Source organism: Tenacibaculum insulae (genome assembly GCF_964512435.1).
Classification (GTDB): domain Bacteria; phylum Bacteroidota; class Bacteroidia; order Flavobacteriales; family Flavobacteriaceae; genus Polaribacter; species Polaribacter insulae_A.
In genome coordinates this window covers 1,360,247-1,382,113 of record NZ_OZ208512.1, presented here as the reverse complement: position 1 = coordinate 1,382,113, position 21,867 = coordinate 1,360,247, and the positions used below count along the sequence as shown (strand labels likewise).

The 21,867-nt window shown below is 29.6% G+C and carries 19 protein-coding genes; 13 read left to right on the top strand and 6 right to left on the bottom strand.

Going from position 1 to position 21,867, the window contains the following annotated elements; translation table 11 throughout:
* The first annotated feature begins 57 nt into the window (after positions 1 to 57).
* Genes ACN5J5_RS06375 through ACN5J5_RS06365 form a run of 3 tightly spaced genes read left to right on the top strand, consistent with a single transcriptional unit; the run spans position 58 to position 5,534 of the window.
* Positions 58 to 2,520, top strand: a complete 2,463-nt coding sequence (locus ACN5J5_RS06375; protein WP_418646473.1) for a DUF2339 domain-containing protein — start codon at positions 58 to 60, stop codon at positions 2,518 to 2,520.
* On the top strand, positions 2,507 to 3,745 hold the full coding sequence (locus ACN5J5_RS06370; protein ID WP_418646472.1) for a hypothetical protein: 1,239 nt from the start codon (positions 2,507 to 2,509) through the stop codon (positions 3,743 to 3,745). Before ACN5J5_RS06375 ends, ACN5J5_RS06370 begins: the two co-directional genes overlap by 14 nt.
* A gap of 13 nt (positions 3,746 to 3,758) precedes the next feature.
* On the top strand, positions 3,759 to 5,534 hold the full coding sequence (locus ACN5J5_RS06365) for a chloride channel protein (protein ID WP_418646471.1): 1,776 nt from the start codon (positions 3,759 to 3,761) through the stop codon (positions 5,532 to 5,534).
* Here ACN5J5_RS06365 and glpQ read toward each other — a convergent pair.
* Together glpQ and rseP are read right to left on the bottom strand one after the other, a co-directional pair.
* On the bottom strand, positions 5,524 to 6,504 hold the full coding sequence (gene glpQ, locus ACN5J5_RS06360; protein ID WP_418646470.1) for a glycerophosphodiester phosphodiesterase: 981 nt from the start codon (positions 6,502 to 6,504) through the stop codon (positions 5,524 to 5,526). The two genes, ACN5J5_RS06365 and glpQ, sit on opposite strands and share 11 nt — an antisense overlap.
* Before the next feature lie 157 nt (positions 6,505 to 6,661).
* Positions 6,662 to 8,008, bottom strand: coding sequence for an RIP metalloprotease RseP (gene rseP / locus ACN5J5_RS06355; RefSeq protein WP_418646469.1), 1,347 nt, complete (start codon positions 8,006 to 8,008; stop codon positions 6,662 to 6,664).
* Between the two features lie 155 nt (positions 8,009 to 8,163).
* Between rseP and ACN5J5_RS06350 the strand changes: the two genes are divergently transcribed.
* A complete protein-coding gene (locus tag ACN5J5_RS06350) occupies positions 8,164 to 8,841 on the top strand; it encodes an SCO family protein (RefSeq protein ID WP_418646468.1) in 678 nt (225 codons plus the stop codon).
* Positions 8,842 to 8,987: 146 nt separating this feature from the next.
* On the opposite strand, the gene ACN5J5_RS06345 is transcribed toward ACN5J5_RS06350, so the two are convergent.
* Both ACN5J5_RS06345 and ACN5J5_RS06340 read right to left on the bottom strand, forming a co-directional pair.
* Positions 8,988 to 9,332, bottom strand: coding sequence for an SdpI family protein (locus ACN5J5_RS06345; RefSeq protein WP_418646467.1), 345 nt, complete (start codon positions 9,330 to 9,332; stop codon positions 8,988 to 8,990).
* A gap of 3 nt (positions 9,333 to 9,335) precedes the next feature.
* Positions 9,336 to 10,661 carry a serine hydrolase domain-containing protein gene (locus ACN5J5_RS06340; RefSeq protein ID WP_418646466.1) on the bottom strand — a complete coding sequence of 442 codons (1,326 nt, stop codon included), beginning with the start codon at positions 10,659 to 10,661 and terminating at the stop codon, positions 9,336 to 9,338.
* A 91-nt stretch (positions 10,662 to 10,752) separates the two neighbouring features.
* On the opposite strand from ACN5J5_RS06340, the gene ACN5J5_RS06335 reads away from it, so the two are divergent.
* The 7 genes from ACN5J5_RS06335 (at position 10,753) to ACN5J5_RS06305 (ending at position 17,401) form a co-directional block, all read left to right on the top strand.
* Positions 10,753 to 11,964, top strand: coding sequence for an aminotransferase class V-fold PLP-dependent enzyme (locus ACN5J5_RS06335; RefSeq protein WP_418646465.1), 1,212 nt, complete (start codon positions 10,753 to 10,755; stop codon positions 11,962 to 11,964).
* Between the two features lie 43 nt (positions 11,965 to 12,007).
* A complete protein-coding gene (gene speD / locus ACN5J5_RS06330; protein WP_418646464.1) occupies positions 12,008 to 12,370 on the top strand; it encodes an adenosylmethionine decarboxylase in 363 nt (120 codons plus the stop codon).
* A complete protein-coding gene (locus ACN5J5_RS06325; protein ID WP_418646463.1) occupies positions 12,370 to 13,173 on the top strand; it encodes an ion transporter in 804 nt (267 codons plus the stop codon). The genes speD and ACN5J5_RS06325 overlap by 1 nt, the downstream gene beginning before the upstream one ends.
* 2 nt (positions 13,174 to 13,175) lie before the next feature.
* Positions 13,176 to 13,661 carry a DUF4178 domain-containing protein gene (locus tag ACN5J5_RS06320; protein WP_418646462.1) on the top strand — a complete coding sequence of 162 codons (486 nt, stop codon included), beginning with the start codon at positions 13,176 to 13,178 and terminating at the stop codon, positions 13,659 to 13,661.
* A 2-nt stretch (positions 13,662 to 13,663) separates the two neighbouring features.
* Positions 13,664 to 14,425, top strand: a complete 762-nt coding sequence (locus tag ACN5J5_RS06315; protein WP_418646461.1) for a hypothetical protein — start codon at positions 13,664 to 13,666, stop codon at positions 14,423 to 14,425.
* A gap of 5 nt (positions 14,426 to 14,430) precedes the next feature.
* A complete protein-coding gene (locus tag ACN5J5_RS06310) occupies positions 14,431 to 15,969 on the top strand; it encodes a polyamine aminopropyltransferase (protein ID WP_418646460.1) in 1,539 nt (512 codons plus the stop codon).
* 394 nt (positions 15,970 to 16,363) lie between these two features.
* A complete protein-coding gene (locus tag ACN5J5_RS06305) occupies positions 16,364 to 17,401 on the top strand; it encodes a zinc metalloprotease (RefSeq protein WP_418646459.1) in 1,038 nt (345 codons plus the stop codon).
* A 90-nt stretch (positions 17,402 to 17,491) separates the two neighbouring features.
* Here the strand turns inward: ACN5J5_RS06305 and ACN5J5_RS06300 are convergent, their stop codons facing one another.
* Positions 17,492 to 18,130: a PAS domain-containing protein gene (locus ACN5J5_RS06300; RefSeq protein ID WP_418646458.1), complete on the bottom strand. Its 639-nt coding sequence runs from the start codon at positions 18,128 to 18,130 to the stop codon at positions 17,492 to 17,494.
* A gap of 71 nt (positions 18,131 to 18,201) precedes the next feature.
* Positions 18,202 to 18,810, bottom strand: a complete 609-nt coding sequence (locus tag ACN5J5_RS06295) for a PAS domain-containing protein (RefSeq protein ID WP_418646457.1) — start codon at positions 18,808 to 18,810, stop codon at positions 18,202 to 18,204.
* Positions 18,811 to 18,949: 139 nt separating this feature from the next.
* Between ACN5J5_RS06295 and ACN5J5_RS06290 the strand changes: the two genes are divergently transcribed.
* Positions 18,950 to 21,232 carry an NADP-dependent malic enzyme gene (locus ACN5J5_RS06290; RefSeq protein WP_418646456.1) on the top strand — a complete coding sequence of 761 codons (2,283 nt, stop codon included), beginning with the start codon at positions 18,950 to 18,952 and terminating at the stop codon, positions 21,230 to 21,232.
* 53 nt (positions 21,233 to 21,285) lie between these two features.
* Entirely contained in the window at positions 21,286 to 21,867 is a 582-nt protein-coding gene (gene ruvA / locus ACN5J5_RS06285; protein WP_418646455.1) for a Holliday junction branch migration protein RuvA, read from the top strand.

Genomic DNA, 21,867 nt, shown 5'->3' with positions numbered 1-21,867 from the left:
TTATCATTTAAAAAAGTTTACATTTGATATAAAAATTCAAAAAAAGAAAAATATCTTATGGAAGTTATCTTATTTATAACAGTCATTTTATGCTTCTATTTACTCAACAGAAACATCAGTACAAAGTTTAAACAATTAAATACAACTATTGATGATTTAAAAAATAGAGTTCGGTTTTTACAAAATGAAGTCCTTTCAAAAAGAGTAGCTAGCAAAACTGAAAATACAATTGTTGCGACTAAAGAACCTGTAAAACAAAAACCAATTGAACAGGAAGTAAAACCTGTTAGTGTTATTTCCGAAAAGAACACCCCAAAAACAATACAACCAACTGCAACTGTTTCACAAAAATCAACTTCAACAATAGCTCAAAAGCAAGTTGTAAAACAAAAAGCTACAGCAATACCTAAAAAATCATGGTTTAAAACCTTTAAAGAGAAAAATCCTGATTTAGAGAAATTTGTTGGTGAAAATTTAATAAACAAACTCGGAATTTTAATTTTAGTTTTAGGAATTAGCTTTTTTGTTAAATATGCCATCGATAAAGACTGGATAAACGAACCTGCAAGAGTTGGTATTGGTATTTTATGCGGTTCGCTTGTTATGGCTATTGCTCATAAATTAAAGAAAAACTACGCTTCTTTTAGCTCGGTTTTAGTAGCTGGGGCAATTAGTATTTTTTATTTTACTATTTATATTGCTTTTAACGAATACCAGCTTTTTAGTCAAACTGTTGCATTTACAATTATGGCGTTAATTACAGCTTTTAGTTCGGTTGTTTCAGTTTCTTATAATCGTCAAGAATTAGCGGTTTTATCTTTAATTGGTGGTTTTGCTGCTCCTTTTATGGTTAGTACTGGTCAAGGAAGTTATATTATATTGTTTAGCTATATTACTGTTTTAAACATAGGGATTTTAGCAATTTCTTATTTTAAAAAATGGAAAGTATCTACCATTTTAGCTTTTATTTTTACAACAATTTTATTTACCAGTTGGTGTGGTGTAAAAATAAGCGAAGCTACTTTTTCGCATACTGGAGCATTAATATTTGCTACTATTTTTTATTTTATTTTTAGCCTTATCATTGTTTTAAATAACCTTAAAAACAAAGGTGTTTTTTCTACCATTGAGTATATCATTTTAACTGCGAATACTTTTATTTTCTTCGGAATTGGGATGATGATTCTTAATGATATTAATGCTAATTTCACTGGATTATTTACTCTATTACTAGCGATTTACAATTTAGGATATGCAACTATTTTGTATAAAAAATTCGGCTTAGATAAAAATGCTATTTATCTTTTAATTGGTTTAGCGCTTACATTTGTTACCCTTACTATTCCTATTCAATTTGAAGGAAATCATATAACCTTATTTTGGGCTGCAGAAGTAGTTTTATTGTTTTGGTTGTCTCAAAAAACACGAATTAACTCTTTTAAATTAGGCGCTATCGCCGTACAAATATTAACGATAATTAGTTTATTAATAGACTGGGATCGATATAGTTTTACAAAAGAATTAACTGTAATTTTTAATCCATTATTTGTTGCGGGATTAGTAGTTAGCACTTCTTTATACGTAACATATAAGCTCTTAAAAAACGAGAAAGATGTTGCAACGAAATTTTTTACAATAAAAATTAATTTTTATAAAAATACCGTTTTAATAGTTACTTTAATTACAACCTACTTTACAGGAATTTTAGAAGTTAATTATCAAGCAGATCAGTTTTTAGAAAACAGCATTTCGGCATTATCTTTTCCGCTAACCTATCATTTTATTTTTGTAGCTATTGTACTTTATTTAACAGCTATATTTAAAAACAAAAAAGCTGCAAAATTAATGTTAGTAATAGCTAGCATTTCAATAGTATGCTATATTCTTTCGTTTTATAAATTTCCAACAAACGAAATGATTCAGAACTTTATTAAAAACACAAATACCAAATACGCCTTTTACTTTCATTATATTATTTTAGGGTGTTTAGGGTACTTTGTATACCATTTATTTAAAAAAACAACTTCAATTTTTAATATAAAACCAACAAAAAATAAGTGGCTTCCTTGGCTATTTGTTTTTACAGTTGTTTATATATTAAGTAACGAAATAATGATACATGGCTTGTATATTACTAACACAATTGACAGTACTCAATTAGCAGAAAATTTTTCTGGCACAGATAAAAACAACTTTATTTATACTAAAATAAAGGAAACTAAAACACAAATTATTAAAATAGGGTACCCAATACTTTGGGGAATTTTTTCTTTTATTTTTTTAATTATCGGAATAAGAAAACAATGGAAAACATTAAGAGTAATAGCGCTTTCTTTATTAGGTTTAACTATTGTTAAACTATTTGTGTATGATATTAAAAATGTTTCTGAAACCGGAAAAATAATCGCTTTTATATTATTAGGAATTTTAATCTTGATTATTTCTTTTGTGTATCAAAAAATTAAAAAATTAGTAATTGATGAAGTGCCAGAAAAAGAAAATAGTAATGAAAAAATATAGCTTTTTAATCAGTTTTTTTTTCTCTTTAATTGGTTTTAGCCAAAATTATGAGGGAACAATAAACACGATTCAAGAAAACGGATTGCATAAAATGATGTTAACATCAGCAGTAAGAGCTGCAAGCAATGAAAATTTTGATTTTTTACGAGTGATGGATACTCAAAAAAATGAGATTCCGTATGTTTTAATTCACAATAATGATACGAGGTTTTCAAATTTTAAAGCTGTTAAAATAAGCTCTAAAAAGGTAATTAAAGATTCTATTACCTCTATTCTCATCAACAATCAGTCTTTAAAAAAACAAGATTATGTTGTTTTAAAAATAGCGAATACTAAAATTAAAAAAAACTATACCGTTTTTGGTAGCGATAATCAAACAGACTGGTTTGGTTTAGTTGCTAATAAAAATTTAGCTGATTTTAATACGCCTAAAAAAACATCCGAAGGAAAAATATTTTTAGAAAAAACAATTCATTTCCCTCTAAATACCTACAAATTTTTACGCATTAATTTTGATGATAAAAATTCATTACCAATAAATATTTTAAGTGCTGGTGTTTATGAAAGTACGTTTTTTACTCAAAAACCTATTGAACTAAAAAATTACAAAGAAGAGATAATTACTATAAAAGAAAAAAAAGTTACCCAGCTTAAATTTACAGCCAAAATGGCTCATAAAATTAACGCAATTTCATTTAAAATAGCGACTGATTTTTATCTGCGTGATGCAAAGTTGATCGTAAATAAAACTCGTAAAATTAAAAAACGAGAAGAAAGCTACAATAAAGTAATTTCTCAGTTTAAATTAAACTCAAAAAATAATAACACTTTTACTTTTAGCAATTTAAACGAGAAAGAATTTATCATTGAAATTAGCAATCAAGATAACCTTCCTTTACAAATAGAAACTGTGCAATTATTACAAAAACCAATATATCTTATTGCTAATTTAAAGCAAAAACAAGATTATAAAATAGTAATTAACAACACGCTTTCTAAACCCTTTTACGATTTGGGTAATTTCATTTCTAATAAAACGCCTACAGTAAAAGAAACGACAGTTTTAAACTTTAGTGAAATTAAAAAAGAAGCAAAAAAAATAAAAGAAAAATCTTTTTTAGAAACAAAACTCTTTATGTGGGTTTGTATTGTTTTGGGAGGAGTTCTTGTGGTTTATTTTGCCGTAACACTTTTAAAAGACATCAATCTACAAGAAAAAAAGTAACTTAACAGATCGAATGGCTAAACCAAAAAACATATTTAAAAAAACATTGATTTGGAGATACAAACATATTTCTGAGCATCAATTTATATATGTTTTAAGTGTTTTTGTTGGTTTTTTAGCAGGAATAGGAACACTTATTTTAAAAAATATGACTTCCTTTTTTCAAGCAATTTTAGAAGGGAAATTTATTAAAGACATCTATTATTATCTCTATTTTATTTTTCCAATTATTGGTTTAGTTTTAATCTACTACATTAAAAAACGATTTATAAAAAAAGAAATCGGTCACGGAATTTCTACAACACTTTATGCCATTTCTAAACGAAGTGGAATCATAGAAAAATATAAAATTTATGCTTCGTTAATTACCGCTCCAATTACCGTTGGATTTGGTGGTTCTGTTGGTTTATTAGGACCAGCTATAAGCACAGGTGCAGCTTTAGGCTCAAGGGTTTCTCAGGTATTTCACATGAACCGAAAAACAAGAATGCTGTTAATTGGTTGTGCTACAGCTGGCGCAATGTCGTCAATGTTTAAAGCACCTGTTGCTGCTATTATTTTTGCTATCGAAATTTTTAGTTTAGATCTAGCTTTTGCCTCATTAGTTCCGTTATTATTAGCTTCTGTTTCGGCAGTAATTACTTCTTATTTCTTTTTTGAAAAAGATGCTTTATTAGGTTTTGAATTAGTAGACGCTTTTAAAATAAAAGATATATTTTATTATATTTTATTAGGTTTATTTACTGGTTTAGCCTCGGTTTATTTTTCAAAAATATACTTTAAAATAACTAATTTTTTTAAGCGGATAAAGAAACCTATTCATAAATTAATTTTTGGAGGAATAGCTATCGGAGTAATGCTTTTTTTAATTCCGCCTTTATATGGTGAAGGTTATGGATTGATTAACAATTTACTAGAAGGAAATGCAACGGCCGCCTTAAAAGACATTCCTTATAATGTAGATTTTAAAAATGTTTGGATAGTAATCGGGTTTTTATTGTTAATTACCTTATTTAAAGCAATTGCCATGACAACTACATTTGCTGCGGGTGGAATTGGCGGAATTTTTATTCCCACCTTAGTAATGGGAAGTGCTTTAGGAAATGTGTTTGCTAAAATTATTAATCAATTAAGTGGTAACGTTTCAGAATCTAACTTTACCTTAATAGGAATGACGGGATTAATGGCAGGTGTGTTACACGCTCCCTTAACCGCTATTTTTTTAATTGCGGAAATTACTGGCGGTTATGACTTGTTTGTACCTTTAATGTTAGTTGCTGCTATTTCGTATGCCGTTACTAAATACTTTATTTCAAACTCTATTTACACTGTTGAATTGGCTAAAAGAGGGGAATTAATTACCCACAATAAGGACAAAAATGTATTAATGATGATGAACATTAACACCTTAATTGAAACCAATTTTAAACCTATTTATCCCGAAATGCTTTTAGGAAGCATGCTTAAAAAAGCTGTTTCAAACTCTAATAGAAATATATTTCCTGTAATTGAAAAAGACTCTCAATTTTTAGGTATTGTTTTATTAGATGATATTAGACCCATTATGTTTGACAATGAAATGTACGATAAAGTAACGGTTGAAACATTTATGAGAAGTGCTCCATCTATTATATTACACAACGATTCTGTTGAAAAAGTAATGCAAAAATTTAAGGAAAGTGGAGCTTGGAATTTACCTGTTGTAAAAAATGGTAAATACCTTGGTTTTATCTCAAAATCTAAATTATTATCTGCTTATAGAGCAAAATTAATCGAGGTTACTTCTTAGCTAAAAACTGTACCATTTTATCAGGAAAATCAGTAAAACTACCATCAATATTTGCTTCAAAAAATAATATCTGCATCATTTCATTAAATGAAGAAAATTCACCTAACTGATCTGCTCTAAAAGTATACGGATGTACTTTTAATCCGAGTTTATGAGCATCTGCAACTAATGTTGTAAATGTAAATTTATCGTTTACTTTTTTAGCTAAAATTTGCTTGTACCAAGGTCCAATTCCGTCAGCATAGGTTGCAAAATACGCTAGTTGTTTTGTTTCTTCAGTAAACTCTATTAATTGCACTAAAAACAACTCAGATTTTAACTCTTTTCGAACTCTTTCTAATTCTTTTGCATCAAAACATTGAAAAATACAATTATCCTTTTTTGTTTGATAACCATATTCTGAAAGAATAGCCAACGTAATTTTAGCAATATCTTTTCCGTTTTTATGATGAAAATCTGGGTTTTTAATCTCTGGATAAATTCCGATGTTTTTTCCTGTTGATGTGTTTAATCCTTGAATCAATTCAATTTCTTGTTCAAAAGAATGTAATTTAAAATTTCCTTTGTTTTTAGGAAATCGACTCGCATAAAATTGCTTTCCTGTTTCGGGGTTAAAACGTTCGGTTACTTGCAATTGTTGTAGTTCATCAAACGTAAAATCAATTACATAATAACGACCATCTTTTCTTTTTTTATCAGGAAAAACCTCAGCAACATTGGTAACATCATCTAAATAAATATCATGAATAACAATTGCTACATTGTCTTTACTTAACACCAAATCTTGCTCAATATAATCAGGATTCATGGCATACGCCATTGCTTTGGCTTCCATCGTGTGTTCTGGTAAATACCCTGATGCTCCTCGGTGAGCTATAACTATTTTGGTTGATTTCTCTTCTTTCATTTTTGGTTTACAACTTATTATTAAAAATAAAAGTGATAGCAGTATTATTTTTATGTTGTTCATTTTAAAAAAGCAACTGAATTATTTTTTATAAAGTTAAATATAGCATTTTTAAATGCTATTTATCAAATTGTTTTTTTCTTAATAATTATAAAGTAAAATTTTCACAACAAAAAAGCATCGTATAAATACGATGCTTTTTTGTGTACATTTTTTATTGCTACTTAAATAGCCTAAAAATATCATTTCCGTTTGCAAATAGTAACAAAATTATTAATATAATAAAACCTGTTAATTGTGCATATTCTAAAAATTTATCTCCTGGTTTTTTACCTGTAATCATTTCCCATAAAGTAAACACCACGTGACCACCATCTAAAGCAGGTATTGGTAATAAGTTCATAAAACCTAACATGATTGAAAGAAAAGCGGTGATATTCCAAAAAGTTTGCCAGCTAAATTCAGAAGGAAAAATACTTCCGATAGAAATAAAACCTCCTAAACCTTTATAAGCACCAGTACTTGGATTAAAAATCTTTTTCATTTGCTTTATATAGTTAGTTAAAGTAGTCCACGCTTTATTAGTTCCAGCAGGAATTGCTTCACCAAAAGAATAGGTTTTTTCAGCTAATTTATAGTACCCTAATTTTTCTAAATCAATTAAAGAAACTGCACCCCAAACAACACCTAAATTACCGTGTTCAGAAACCTTTACAGGAACATCTAAAACTTTATCTTTTCTTTTTAAAGTAACCGTAATATCTTGTCCTTTTAAATTTTGTAAAACAGGTTTAGCTTCATCATAATATGAAATTTTTTGCCCGTTAATTTTAGTAATTATATCTTTTGCAAGAATATTTGCACTTCCGTTTAAAGAATCTTTTTGTAAACCAGCAATTATAAATGGATATCTAGGTGTAATAAAAGCACCAGAATTTTTACCTCTATCTACTAATTTAGAAATAAAATCAGTTGGTACTACTTTTTCAATTACCTCTCCATTTCTTTCAATGGTATAATTATTACCGTTGATAAATTCTAAAGGAAGTTCTCTAAATTTTCTAATACTTTCACCATCTACAGTAAGTATTTTATCTCCGGTTTGTAAGCCTAAATCTGTACCTAATTGATCTTGCACCCAAACCCCATCTTTTAAACTATCGTTTGGTAAAAATTTTTCACCATAAGCGTACATCAAACAAATGTAAATAACAATACCTAAAATAAAGTTTACAATTACACCACCTAACATTATTATTAAACGTTGCCACGCCGGTTTAGAACGAAATTCCCAAGGTTGCGCTGGTTGTTGCATTTGCTCGGTATCCATACTTTCATCAATCATACCAGATATTTTTACATATCCTCCTAACGGAATCCAACCAATACCATACACGGTATCACCAATTTTCTTTTTAAATAATGAAAATTTATAATCAAAAAATAAATAGAACTTTTCTACTTTAGTTTTAAATAATTTCGCAGGAATAAAATGCCCTAATTCATGTAAAACAATTAAAAGCGATAAGCTTAAAATAAATTGTGATGCTTTTATTAAAATTTCCATATAGGTTTGTGTCTAAATTTAAAATCGGACAAATGTACGTTTTTCAGTAGAGCTGTAAAAGTTTGAACCGTACATGAATTTTGGTTTTAACAAACTTTTTAACGTTCGCAGATATAAACCTTGTTTTTAGTCGTATTTTTGCGAAAAAAATAAAAATGGATTTCAAGTTTTTTAAAAAATCGAAAAGTACTTTATTGTTTTTACTTGTTTTTTGTGCAGTTGGTGTTCCTGTTTTTTATCATTTGGTAAAAGTTGAAGAAAGGTTACCAATTTATAATCCTGCTGACATCAATCCTAGATTGGTGGATATTTCTGTAAGATCAAAATCAAGAAATCATAAAATAGGTGATTTTAAATTGATAAATCAAAATGGCAAAACTATTACGAATGCCGATTATAAAGATAAAATTTACATAGCTGATTTCTTTTTTACACGTTGCCAAACTATTTGTGTTGTAATGGCGTATAATATGAACGAATTGCAAGCACATTATAAAAATGATGCTGATATTATGTTTTTATCACACTCGGTAACTCCTGTAATGGATAGCGTACCACAATTAAAAAAATATGCTTTAGAAAAAGGGGTAATTGATGGAAAATGGAATGTTACTACGGGCGATAAAAAACATATTTACGAGCTGGCTCGCAAGCATTATTTTGCAGTTTTAGATGAAGGTGATGGTGGAGAAAATGATTTTGTGCACACCGAAAACTTTGTTTTAATTGATAAAAAAGGACAAATTAGAGGTTCTTACGACGGAACTAAAAAAGAGAACATGCAAAAAATTATTGATGATATTACCTTATTAAAGCAAGAGTATACTAAGTAAACTTATCAAAAAGAAAAAAATAAACGTTAACTCGGAAACAAGTTCAAGTTAACGTTTATTTTTTTTCTCTTAAAATTATGTATTTACCGTCATTCTGAATTTATTTCAGAATCACATAGTATGAAATCAGTTAACAGCCATTAAAATTACTTTAACTTATTTCCTTCCTCATCAAAATTTTTATTAATTTCTTGTTCAGTTTTAATTACTGATACCGCTAAAGACAATAACATAATTGCCATTGGCTGCCAACTTAACTCTTTAGAAATTGCTGCTAAAAACAAAGTGGCAACAAGTGAAATAGCCGAGTATATTAAAAATTGTTTGGTAAAAAAAGTATTTGCAAATACCCAAATAGTATCGTTTTTCATTGTTTTGTTAGTACGATACCCATAAATAGCATTTATTTTTTTCGGTGGAAAAAAGTAAAAAATAATGCTAAATAAAAATAGAAATCCGTTTACAGAAAGTACGTAATAAAAAGGGTTCATTTTTTAATTTTTAATTGAGTTTATAATTCCTTTTAAAAGTGTATTCATATCTGCATTTTTAGTAAGTCCTGTACGAACTACCACTAAGTTTTCGTTTGGTAAAATAAATACATTTTGCCCTTTATAACCATTAAAAGAATACATATTTTTAGGTACATCAGGGTATCTATTACCTGCGTTTAACCATATTTGTGCACCATACCATCCGTCAGAACCTGGTGTAGGTGTTGTAGCATAATCTACCCAATCTTTATCAAATATATGTTCTCCGTTCCACTCACCATTATGCAAGTATAAAAGCCCTAATTTTGCCCAATCTCTTGCTGTTGCCCATCCATAAGACGAACCAACATAATTTCCGTCCATATCGGTTTCAATAAGCATTGAGTTCATTCCTATTTTATCAATTAAATCGGTGTACCAAAAATCTAAATATTCTTGGTGTGTACTAAACTGTTTACGTATCAATCCAGAAATTAAATTCGTAGTTCCCGAAGAGTAATTCCACGTTTCGTTTGGTTTACCAATTAAAGGTTTTTTAACTTGAGTTTGGGTCATATTTTTTTCAAGAAAAAGCATTTTTGTTACATCAGAAATAGTGTTGTAATCTTCAAGCCATTCTAAACCAGAATTCATTTGTAATAAATTATGAAGTGTAATATTTTTTCGATCGTCACTTTTCCATTCCTCAAATAAATTATCACTTGCTACATGCATTTTACCTTTGCATTGTAAAACACCAACAATAGTACTGGCAATACTTTTGGTCATAGACCAACCTAATTGTTTTGAGTTTTTATCAAATCCATCATCATATTTTTCAGCAATAATTTTGTCTTTATAAATTACTAAAACTGATCTAGTTTTATTTGCATCATTAAAAATGGTATCAATAGTTTCATTTAGTTTTTTATAATCAATATTTGCAAAAATTGTATCTTTTTGATCGGCATTTCCGTAAGGATATGGAGTTAAATTATCTGCTTTACTACGTTTTGGAACTAACGGTTTTTGGGTAACATCAAAATCATCATTAATTAAAACAGCTCCTACTCCTTCTCTATAAATTGCTTTTCTTTTTAATAAACCAAAAGCTGAACCTGTTGCTGATTTTTCTTCAGTATTTATAGCATCCGAAGTTAAATTTATAGGAGAAAAATTATTATCATTTGCATCTGTAAACTCTAAACTTCTATTGGCTAAAAAAACAGAAGAAGCCGTGTTTTTAGCAGAATAACCTGCCAGGATATTCAATTTTGAGTAATTAAAATATACAACACCAGCAAGTATCACTATAATTACTAAAAGTACTTTTTTAAAGTTTTTCATGAAAAAATGATTTTAGCAAATGTAAGAATTTAATTGTTTGATGTTTGTATTTAAAAAGCAAGCATTACCTTTGTTTAAAATTTGATTTTTTATGTTGAATATTGAAAAAATTAGAGCTGATTTCCCAATTTTAAACCGTCAAGTACACGGAAAAAAATTAGTGTATTTTGATAACGGAGCAACTTCGCAAACACCACAAGTTGTAATCGATGCAATTGTTGATTATTACTCTAATTACAATGCAAATATTCATAGAGGCGTACATACTTTAAGTCAGGAAGCTACTGATAAATATGAAGAAGCGCGTATAAAAGTTCAAAAACATTTTAACGCAAAACAATCGTACGAAATTATTTTAACCGCTGGTACAACACATAGTATAAATATTGTAGCATCAGGTTTTGCGGCACTTTTAAATGAGGGAGATGAAATTATTGTTTCGTCATTAGAACATCATTCTAATATTGTTCCTTGGCAAATGCTTTGCGAAAAAACAGGAGCTATTTTAAAAGTAATTCCGATGGATGAAGACGGTTCGTTACGAATGGATGTTTATCACGAATTGTTAAACAGTAAAACAAAATTGGTGTTTTGCAATCATGTCTCAAATGCCTTAGGAACTATAAATCCGATTAAAGAAATTATTCATGCAGCACATAAATTTGGAGCGTATGTTTTAATTGATGGAGCGCAAGCCGTACCGCATTTAAAACCAGATGTTCAAGAATTAGATGTTGATTTTTATGTAGCATCTGCACATAAAATGTGTGGTCCAACTGGTGTTGGATTGTTATACGGTAAAGAAGAATTATTAAATTTATTACCACCTTACCAAGGAGGAGGGGAAATGATTGAAACCGTAACTTTTAAAAAAACAACGTATGCTGGTTTACCACATAAATTTGAAGCAGGAACACCTAATATTTGCGGCGGAATCGCCTTTGGTGCAGCTATAGATTACATGAATGCTATTGGCTTTGAAAATATAGCTAAACAAGAAAAAGAATTACTTACTTACGGAACCGAAGAGTTAGAAAAAATTGAAGGCTTAAAAATTTACGGAACCAACAATAAAGCTTCTGTAATTTCTTTTAATATTGATGAAATTCACCCTTACGATATTGGTTCAATTTTAGATAAATTAGGTGTTGCCGTTCGTACAGGACATCATTGTGCACAACCTATTATGAATTTTTATTGTATTCCAGGTACAGTAAGAGCTTCATTTGCTTTTTACAACACCAAAGAAGAGATAGATGTTTTAGTAGCTGCAGTAAAAAAAGCAAAAATGATGTTGAGCTAAAAGCATTCTTTTTCTGAGTATTCAAAAATTGTATATTTGGAAAATGAAAAAGAGTTTAGGTTACCAAACTACTGTTGATTTTTATGATTGCGATGCAACTATTATAGATTCTATAGCATCCATAAAAAGTATTTTAGAAAAAGCAGCTAAAATCATGGATTTATCTGTGGTTAACACTACAATTCACGAATTTTCTCCCATAGGAATTAGTGGTGTAATTGTTATAAAAGAAAGTCACATTGCAATTCATACTTGGCCCGAACATCAATATGTTGCGTTAGATTTTTTTACTTGCAACAAATCGTTTGATTTAGAAGAAGGCATTCTTTGGATACAAGAGCAATTTAATGCCAAAAGATTAGAAAAAAATTCAAGCCAAAGAGGTTTTTTAGATAAAATTAAATAATGATGATAAAACAAAAAGTAGCATTGTTATTTGACGATAAAAAAGGAAATTTTAAAGGCGATAAATTTGTAGAGCACTTTATTTCGTGGTTAATCATAATTAATATGATCGCCATTTTATTAGAATCGTATAAAGAAATTAACACTTCGTATTCTTTCTATTTTAATATTCTCGAAATATTTTCAATCATTATTTTTACGATAGAATATTTTGTAAGAATTTGGATTTCTGATATAATTCACCCTAATATATCGCCCATAAAAGCAAGGTTAAAATACATTACTTCGTTTATGGGAATGGTAGATTTGGTTTCAATTTTACCATTTTTCTTACCTTATTTTATAAAAGTAGACTTAAGAATTCTTAGAAGTTTACGTTTGTTTAGGTTATTGCGTTTGCTAAAGCTAAATCGCTATTTTAAATCGTTGAGTGTTATAAAAAACGTAATTTTAAAAACAAAAAGCGAAATAATTGTAACCGTTTTTATGGTGTTTATTTTACTTATTTTGGCATCTACATTAATGTATAACATAGAAAAAACAGCGCAACCAGAAGCATTTCAAAACATAGGTCAGGCTATGTGGTGGGCAGTAGCAACTCTAACCACCGTTGGCTATGGCGATATTTATCCAATTACAGGTTTAGGCAAAATATTAAGTGCTTTTATTGCTTTGTTAGGTATTGGTATTGTGGCATTGCCAACAGGTATAATTAGTTCGGCGTATATTGAAGAAATAAGAGAACTTAGAGTACAAAAGGAAACATGTAACTGTCCACATTGTGGAAAAGAAATTATTGAATAACGATGTTTTGGAACAACTCAAAAAAATATGATTTAGATAAATTAAAAGTTGGTTTTACTTTCGATTTATTTAGAGCCAAATGGCAAATAACTGAAATTGGTCAATATGATTGGCGAATGGATAATTCGAGCATAGAATACACTATTAAATCGATAGAAAAAGAAGCATATTTAGAGGTAGAATTTAACAAAGGTAAATACGAAATAAGTTATAGTGAAACTATTTTTATTGAAGAAGCTTTTTTAATTGATGCCATTAAAACAAAACAATTATTGTTTGATAATAAATTGTTTGAGTTAGATGAAACTTATAAAGGCGATTATAAAAATTTAACCACTTTATCCTCTCGAGAAAATTTAGAATGCTTTCTTTTTTATGCGGATGATGATACCGAATTAACTATTGAAAAATGGGGAGACGGAAGTTATGAAGCATTTTTAGGAACAGCATTAAAAGCTAAAAAAATTAAAAACATACAATCAAATTAATTATGAAAAAGATAATTTATGCGTTTATAGCATCTGTATTTTTAATAGGATGCTCTTCTAATTTTAAACCTGCAAAAACTGTTTCTGTAGAGCCATCCGAAGAAATTAGTAGAGATTATAAATTCAAAGATTTTTCAATTGTTTTAGACGATATGAAAATAGAAGAAGAGCCTGATTTTATGGTTTATCAACATAAATATAAAGTATTAACGATGCACAACGATTCGTTACAGGCTAAAAAATTACCATGGAAAACGGTAAATAAAAAATATTTTAAAGAACATGAAAATGATTTAGGTATGGAAATCGTTTCTAAACACAACGGTAAATTATCTAAAGTAGCACAACCAGTAGGTTTTGGATGGGCAATAGGAAATGAAAACCATGGTGAATGGGAAGCAATTCAGGGAGATTCAACAACTACAAAAAGCACAGAATCTAAAAGAAGATGGAGAACTCACTCTACAAGTCCGTTTTTTTGGTATTGGTTAGCTACAAGACGTAGCACTTATAGAAATGACTATAATGGCTATAAAACACATGCTAATTCAGGTAAATCATATTATGGTAGCAATACATCAACAGGAAATTATAATTACGGAACTAGAAGTAATTATGAGAAAACAACAAGGAGTTCGTTCTTTTCAAGAAAAACGCAAAATGCCACAAAATGGAATAGTTTAACCAACAAAACATCTAGAAATTCATCGAGATATTCTAAAGGATCATCTACCAGATCTCGTTCTGGAGGTTACGGAAAATAAATATTGTGAGCTATACTAAAAAACAAAAATCTTTCGCTTTAAAAGTAGCATTATTTGCTACCGGAATTAGCGGTATTGTTGCCGAATATATTTTATCAACATTGGCGTCTTACTTTATAGGAAACGCTATTTTACAGTTTACATTAATTGTATCGATAATGCTTTTTGCAATGGGTTTAGGAAGCCGATTTAGCAAATGGTTTACCAAACATGTTATAGTTTATTTTATAATAACAGAACTAATTTTATCGATTTTAGTTTCCTTTTCTGCACTAATTTCATACGTAATTTATGGCGTTACAGATGTTTCTTGGTTGGTGATTTACCTACTATCTATTTGTATTGGTTTGTTAATTGGGTTAGAAATACCGTTTGCAACAAGAATAAATGATGAGTTTGAAGAACTTCGTTTAAATATATCTAATATTTTAGAAAAAGATTACTTCGGTAGTTTAATTGGTGGATTGTTTTTTGCCTTTGTAGGTTTACCTTACTTAGGCTTAACCTATACTCCTTTTGTTTTAGGTTTGTTAAACCTTGGTGTTTCTTATTATCTATTTAAAGTTTTAAAAGAATATATTTCTGTAAAAGTTAGAAAAAAACTACAAGTAATCTATTTAATTGTAACTGGTTTAATTTTTGCTGGTTTGTACTTCGCAGCCCCTATAGTTAGGTATGGTGAACAGGTAAAATACAAAGACAAAATAGTATATTCTCAACAAACAAAATATCAAAAAATAGTAGTTACTAAGTGGAAAAAATGGCATTCGCTGTATATAAATGGAAATCAGCAATTATCTACTTTTGATGAATTTATGTATCATGAACCGATGGTACATTTGCCGATGAAATTAACAAAATCGCATAAAAATATTTTAATACTAGGTGGTGGCGATGGATGTTTAGCGAGAGAAGTTTTTAAATATAAGGATGTTGAAAAAGTAACATTGGTAGATTTAGATCAGAATATGATTGATTTAGGCAAAGAATATTCCGTGTTTAAAAAACTGAATAAAAATGCCATGAATAACCCTAAATTAACAACAGTAACTGAAGATGCTTTTAATTTTTTAGAAAAAACTACTGAAAATTATGATGTAATATTTATTGATTTACCAGACCCTAATAATGTAGATCTAAATAAATTATACACCAAAGAATTTTACAAGCTGTGTAAATTAAAATTAAACGATAAAGGTGTTTTTATAACACAAGCAGGCAGCCCATATTACGCAACAAAAGCATTTTACTGTATCGATAAAACACTAAGAGCATCAGGTTTTAAAACAATACCAATGCACAATCAAGTGCTTACTTTAGGAGAATGGGGTTGGATTATGGCTACAAAAAACACTTTAAACTTAAATAAAGTAAAAGCAACTAAGTTTACCAACTTAAATTTAAAATGGCTATCGCATAAAGCTATTCCGCATTTATTATCGTTTGGTAAACCATTGGCAGATACTACTGCTATTAAAATAAATACCATTTTTTCGCCCAAATTATATACTTATTACAGACAAGGTAATTGGGATTTGTATTAAAATATTATTCCATTCCTCACTTTATCATATCCTCATTTAAAAACACATTTCTTAAGATAAACCGTAATTTTAAATTGTTTATTTTAAATATTTTTTAATGATTTTTGTTTAAATATGACGTTTTTAAAGTTATTTACACTAAAATTAAACAAATAATTTTTATAATAAAATGGAGTTTTCACTCTATTTATAAGGGATTAAGAGTTTTTTAACTTTTTTTTATGATTTCAATAAAAAAGTGTAGATTCGAAAACGTTAAAAAACCCTTCAAAAATTTATCTATTTAGTAATAAAATTGAAATAATTTTAGATAATTGATAAAAAAGGTGTTTTAACAAAACCAATAATGCCTAAAGGCGAAAATTTAATTAACTAATTTTTAATTTTTTACAAAATGAAAAGAATTTTTCTAACACTAGCTGTTGTTGCTGCTACTTTAGTAGGATGTCAAGACAATGCCAATGACTCAATTTTACCAACTCAAGAAGCAGTTGACATGAGTGACTTTTATTTAGCTACAGATGAATATGAAGCAAAAGGAGCTAATGACCAATGTCAATCGATGAAAGTTTTAAATCGTCAATTAAAAGAAAACCCAGGGTTGTATAAAAAAATGTATGATATTGAGTATGCTACACGTAAACTTATTGCAGCTAAAGGAAAGCCTGTAAAAGGTGGTGGAAACAATGGCGGTGGTGATACCACTCCTCCAACAGACAACCTAGGTGTTGTTAACATTCCTGTATATGTACATGTTGTATATAGTAATGCTCAAGAAAATATTAGTAATACTCAAATAGCTTCGCAAATAACAGTTTTAAATGCAGATTTTAGAAAACAAAATTCTGATGCAGGAAATACGCCGTCTGAATTTTCAGGTGTAGCTGCTGATGCTGAAATTACGTTTTCTTTAGCAGGAACTTTTAGACACTCTAATTCTACGTCTTCATGGGGTACTAATAATGCTGTAAAATCTGCTTATCCTCCAGTAACACCAAGTACTCACTTAAATATTTGGGTTGCTAACATTGGTGGTGGTATTTTAGGTTATGCACAATTTCCTGGAGGTAGTTCTGCTACTGATGGTGTTGTATGTTCTCCACAATATTTTGGAACAACTGGTTATGTTTCAGCTCCATTTAACGGAGGTCGTACCATGACTCATGAAATTGGTCACTATTTAAATTTACGTCATATTTGGGGAGATGGTAGATGTCGTCAAGATGATTTTGTAGCTGATACTCCGTCTTCTGATGCTCCAAACTACGGATGTCCTTCTTACCCAACAGTTAACTGTAAATCTAACGATATGACAATGAACTATATGGATTATACTGATGATGCTTGTATGTCTATGTTCTCTGAAGGTCAAAAATCTAGAATGAGAGCTATTTTTGCTACAGGAGGTTCAAGAGCTTCTATGTTAAACTAAGTATTTTCTTTTAATAACTTATAATTAAAAAAGCGGATTTTTAATCCGCTTTTTTTTGATATTTACTCTTAGTTTATGAGATATTGTACTTTATTTAGGATTTGTATCTCCAAAGAAAAACCAGTTTACTCCTTTTTTTAATTTAGAAGATTCATTTGTTGCTTGTACCTCTTTAGCTTCATCTTCTTTTTTAGACTCTCCTTCAAATAAATCTACCACAAACTCATCGTAATTTTTACCTACTTCTTCTTTTAAATAAGCTTTAAAATAAAGCTCACTTGCTGCTTCACTCTTGGCTTTTTCAATATTTAAAAGTGTTTTATATAATGGTTCTATTTTTTCAACAACACTGTTAGGTAAGGCTTTTCTACGACCAGTGTATCCTGTTATTTTTCCTTTTTCATCTTTATCAATAGTAAAATCAGTAATTACCCAATAATACCTACCACTCCTAGTTAGATTTTTAACAATGGCATGAAAATTTTCACCTTTTTTTAAATTCTCCCATAAAACCTTAAAAACTACTTTAGGCATATCTGGGTGTCTAATAATATTATGAGGCTCTCCTATTAACTCTATTTTATTGTATTCAGATGCTGCTTCAAAAGCATCATTCATGTACAATATTGTTCCGTGAGCATCCGTTTTACTGCTAATAATTTGTGTTTTATCCCATTTTATTTCTTCATTAAGAATTTGCTGAGGGCGTAAGGGGTGGTGATTTGTCATAGTTTTAGCTTTTTTATAAAAAGGCAAAACTAATAATAGGGTTACACAAACAAATTAACCTAGGTTAATAATTATTTAGGGTTTGTATCACCAAAGAAAAACCAATTTAACCCTTTTCTAAATTTACTTTTTTGAGGGATTACTTCTTGTTGTTTTTTAGATTCAGTCTCAAATAAATCAACCACAAACTCATCGTAACTTTTACCAATATCTTCGTTTAAATAAGCGTTAAAATACGATTCACTTGCTTTTTCACCTTTTAATTTTTCAATATCTAAAAGTGTTTTATATAAAGGTTCAATTTTTTCAACCACACTATTTGGTATTGCTTTTCTACGCCCTGTATATCCAGTAACTTTACCAGCATCATCTTTATCAATAGTAAAATCGGTAATTACCCAATAATATTTACCCGTTTTAGTTAAGTTCTTAACAATAGCATGGTAGTTTTCACCTTTTTTTAATGCATCCCACAAAGCTTTAAAAGCAACTTTAGGCATATCAGGGTGTCTTATAACATTGTGTGGTTCTCCTATTAATTCGATAGCATCGTATTCGCAAGCTTCAGAAAAGGTACTGTTTGCATAAAGAATGGTACCAAAAGTATCCGTTTTACTTACAATAGTTTTGGTTTTATCCCATTTAACTTCTTCGTTAATTATTTGTGTTGGTGTTTTCATGGTTTAGTGTTTTAGGTTGGATATGAACAAAATTAAAAACAAAATCAGGGAATAAATATGATTTTTATCATGCTTTAAAATACACTAACTACACAACAAAAACGTATATTTGTAAGTTCAAACAAACAACAACGAACCTATGAGTGATTCTAGAAAAAGGCATGAAGCTTTACTATATCATGCCAAACCAAAACCAGGTAAAATAGCAGTAGTACCTACTAAAAAATACACTACACAGCACGATTTATCGTTGGCATATTCTCCAGGAGTTGCAGAACCTTGTTTAGAAATAGCAAAAGATAAAAACAACGTTTATAAATATACAGCAAAAGGTAATTTAGTTGCTGTTATTTCTAACGGAACAGCAGTATTAGGCTTAGGAGATATTGGCCCTGAAGCATCAAAACCAGTAATGGAAGGGAAAGGATTATTATTTAAAATCTTTGCAGATATTGATGTTTTTGATATTGAAGTTGATACAACAGATGTTGATAAATTTATAGAAACCGTTAAAGCAATTGCTCCTACTTTTGGAGGAATTAATTTAGAAGATATTAAAGCTCCAGAAGCTTTTGAAATAGAAAGAAGGTTAAAAGAGGAATTAGACATTCCTGTAATGCATGATGATCAGCATGGTACCGCAATAATTTCGGCAGCAGCATTAAAAAATGCTATCGAAATTATTAATAAAGATATTTCAACTATAAAAATTGTAGTAAACGGAGCCGGAGCTGCAGCCATTTCTTGTACACGATTATATGTAGCATTAGGCGCTAAAAGAGAAAACGTGGTAATGTGCGACAGTAAAGGCGTTATTAGAAAAGATAGAGCTAATTTAACTTCGCAAAAAGCCGAATTCGCAACCGATAAAGACGTCAATACTTTAGAAGAAGCAATGCATAATGCAGATGTTTTTATAGGATTATCAAAAGGGAATGTAGTAACACCAAAAATGTTACTGTCAATGGCAAAAGATCCTGTTGTTTTTGCAATGGCAAATCCAGATCCTGAAATAGAATACCAATTAGCTGTTGATACTCGTGATGATATTATTATGGCTACAGGAAGGTCTGATCATCCTAATCAAGTAAATAATGTACTTGGTTTCCCATTTATTTTTAGAGGCGCTTTAGATGTTAGAGCTAAAAAAATTAATGAAGAAATGAAAATGGCAGCTGTACATGCTTTAGCCGATTTAGCAAAGCAGTCTGTACCAGAACAAGTAAATATTGTGTATGATGAGGTAAGCCTTTCGTTTGGTAAAGAATATATTATTCCGAAACCTTTTGATCCAAGATTGATTTATGAAATTCCGCCTGCCATAGCTAAAGCAGCAATGGATTCTGGAGTTGCTCAAGAACCAATTACTGACTGGGATAAATATCGTGAAGAATTAATGGATCGATCAGGAACGGGAAGTAAAGAAGTTAGGTTGTTACATAACAGAGCTAAAAAAGATCCTAAACGTGTAGTTTTTGCCGAAGCAGATCATTTAGATGTCTTAAAAGCAGCGCAACGTGTACATGATGAAAAAATTGGAATTCCGATTTTATTAGGAAGAAAAGACATTATTTTAGAGCTAAAAGAAGAATTAGGTTTTAATGCTGAAGTAGTTATTATTGATCCTAAAACAGATGAAGAAGCTGATAGAAGAAATAGATATGCCGATGCTTTTTGGAAAACAAGACAACGTAAAGGAATTTCTTTTTTAGAAGCTCAAAAATGGATGCGTGAACGCAACTATTTTGCAGCAATGATGGTAAATACGGGTGAGGCAGATGCTTTAATTACCGGTTATTCTAGATCGTATCGTTCGGTTGTAAAACCAATGTTAGAGTTAATAGAAAAAGACAAAGGTGTTACAAGGGTGGCAGCAACCAATATGATGCTAACCAAACAAGGACCAATGTTTTTAGCAGATACAACAATTAATATAAACCCTACCGCAAAAGATTTAGCTAAAATTAGCCAGTTAACATCTGCTTTAGCAAAAATGTTTGGTATGAAACCGCATATTGCAATGTTAGGTTTTTCTAATTTTGGGTCTTCAAATTCTGAGAGCTCAAAGAAAATAAGAGAAGCTGTTTCATACATTCACCGTTATCATCCTAACGTTATTGTTGATGGTGAATTACAAGCCGATTTTGCTTTAAACCCTGAGTTATTAGCAAAAGAGTTTCCGTTTTCTAAATTAAATGGTAAAAGGGCAAATATTTTAATTTTCCCTAATTTAGAATCAGCAAACATAACTTACAAATTAATGAAACAAGTTGATGGAGTTGAATCTATTGGGCCTATTTTATTAGGAATGAGTAAACCTGTACATATTTTACAGTTAGGAGCCAGTGTAGATGAAATGGTAAATATGGCTGCTGTTGCAGTTGTAGATGCTCAAAACAAAGGAAGAAAAAACAAAAACTAAGATTTTTAATACTAAAAAAAATGCCTACATTGGGCAGATAGAAATTAAATTGAATGATTACACAAATTAAGGGGAAACTTGTGGAAAAAAATCCTACGTATGCAGTGATAGACTGTAATGGAGTAGGTTACTTATTACATATTTCTTTAAACACCTATTCTTCATTACCAGCTGATGAAAATGTGTTGTTATATAGTCATTTATCTGTCAGAGAAGATGCACACACGCTTTATGGTTTTTTTACAAAAGTAGAACGAGAAATTTTTAGGTTACTTACTTCGGTTTCTGGAGTTGGCCCTAGTACAGCCAGAACAATGTTGTCATCAATGACATCTGAAGAAATTCAACAAGCAATAGCATCCGAAGATGTAAAAACAATACAATCCGTAAAAGGAATTGGTGCAAAAACAGCGCAACGTGTTATTGTTGATTTGAAAGATAAAATTGTTAAGATTTTTGATTTAGATGAAGTTTCAATAACTCAAAACAATACAAATAAAGAAGAAGCGTTATCTGCTTTAGAGGTTCTTGGATTTGCTCGTAAACAAGCAGATAAAGTTATTGGAAATATATTAAAAGAAACACCTGATGCAAGTGTTGAAACACTTATAAAACAGGCGTTGAAAAATTTATAA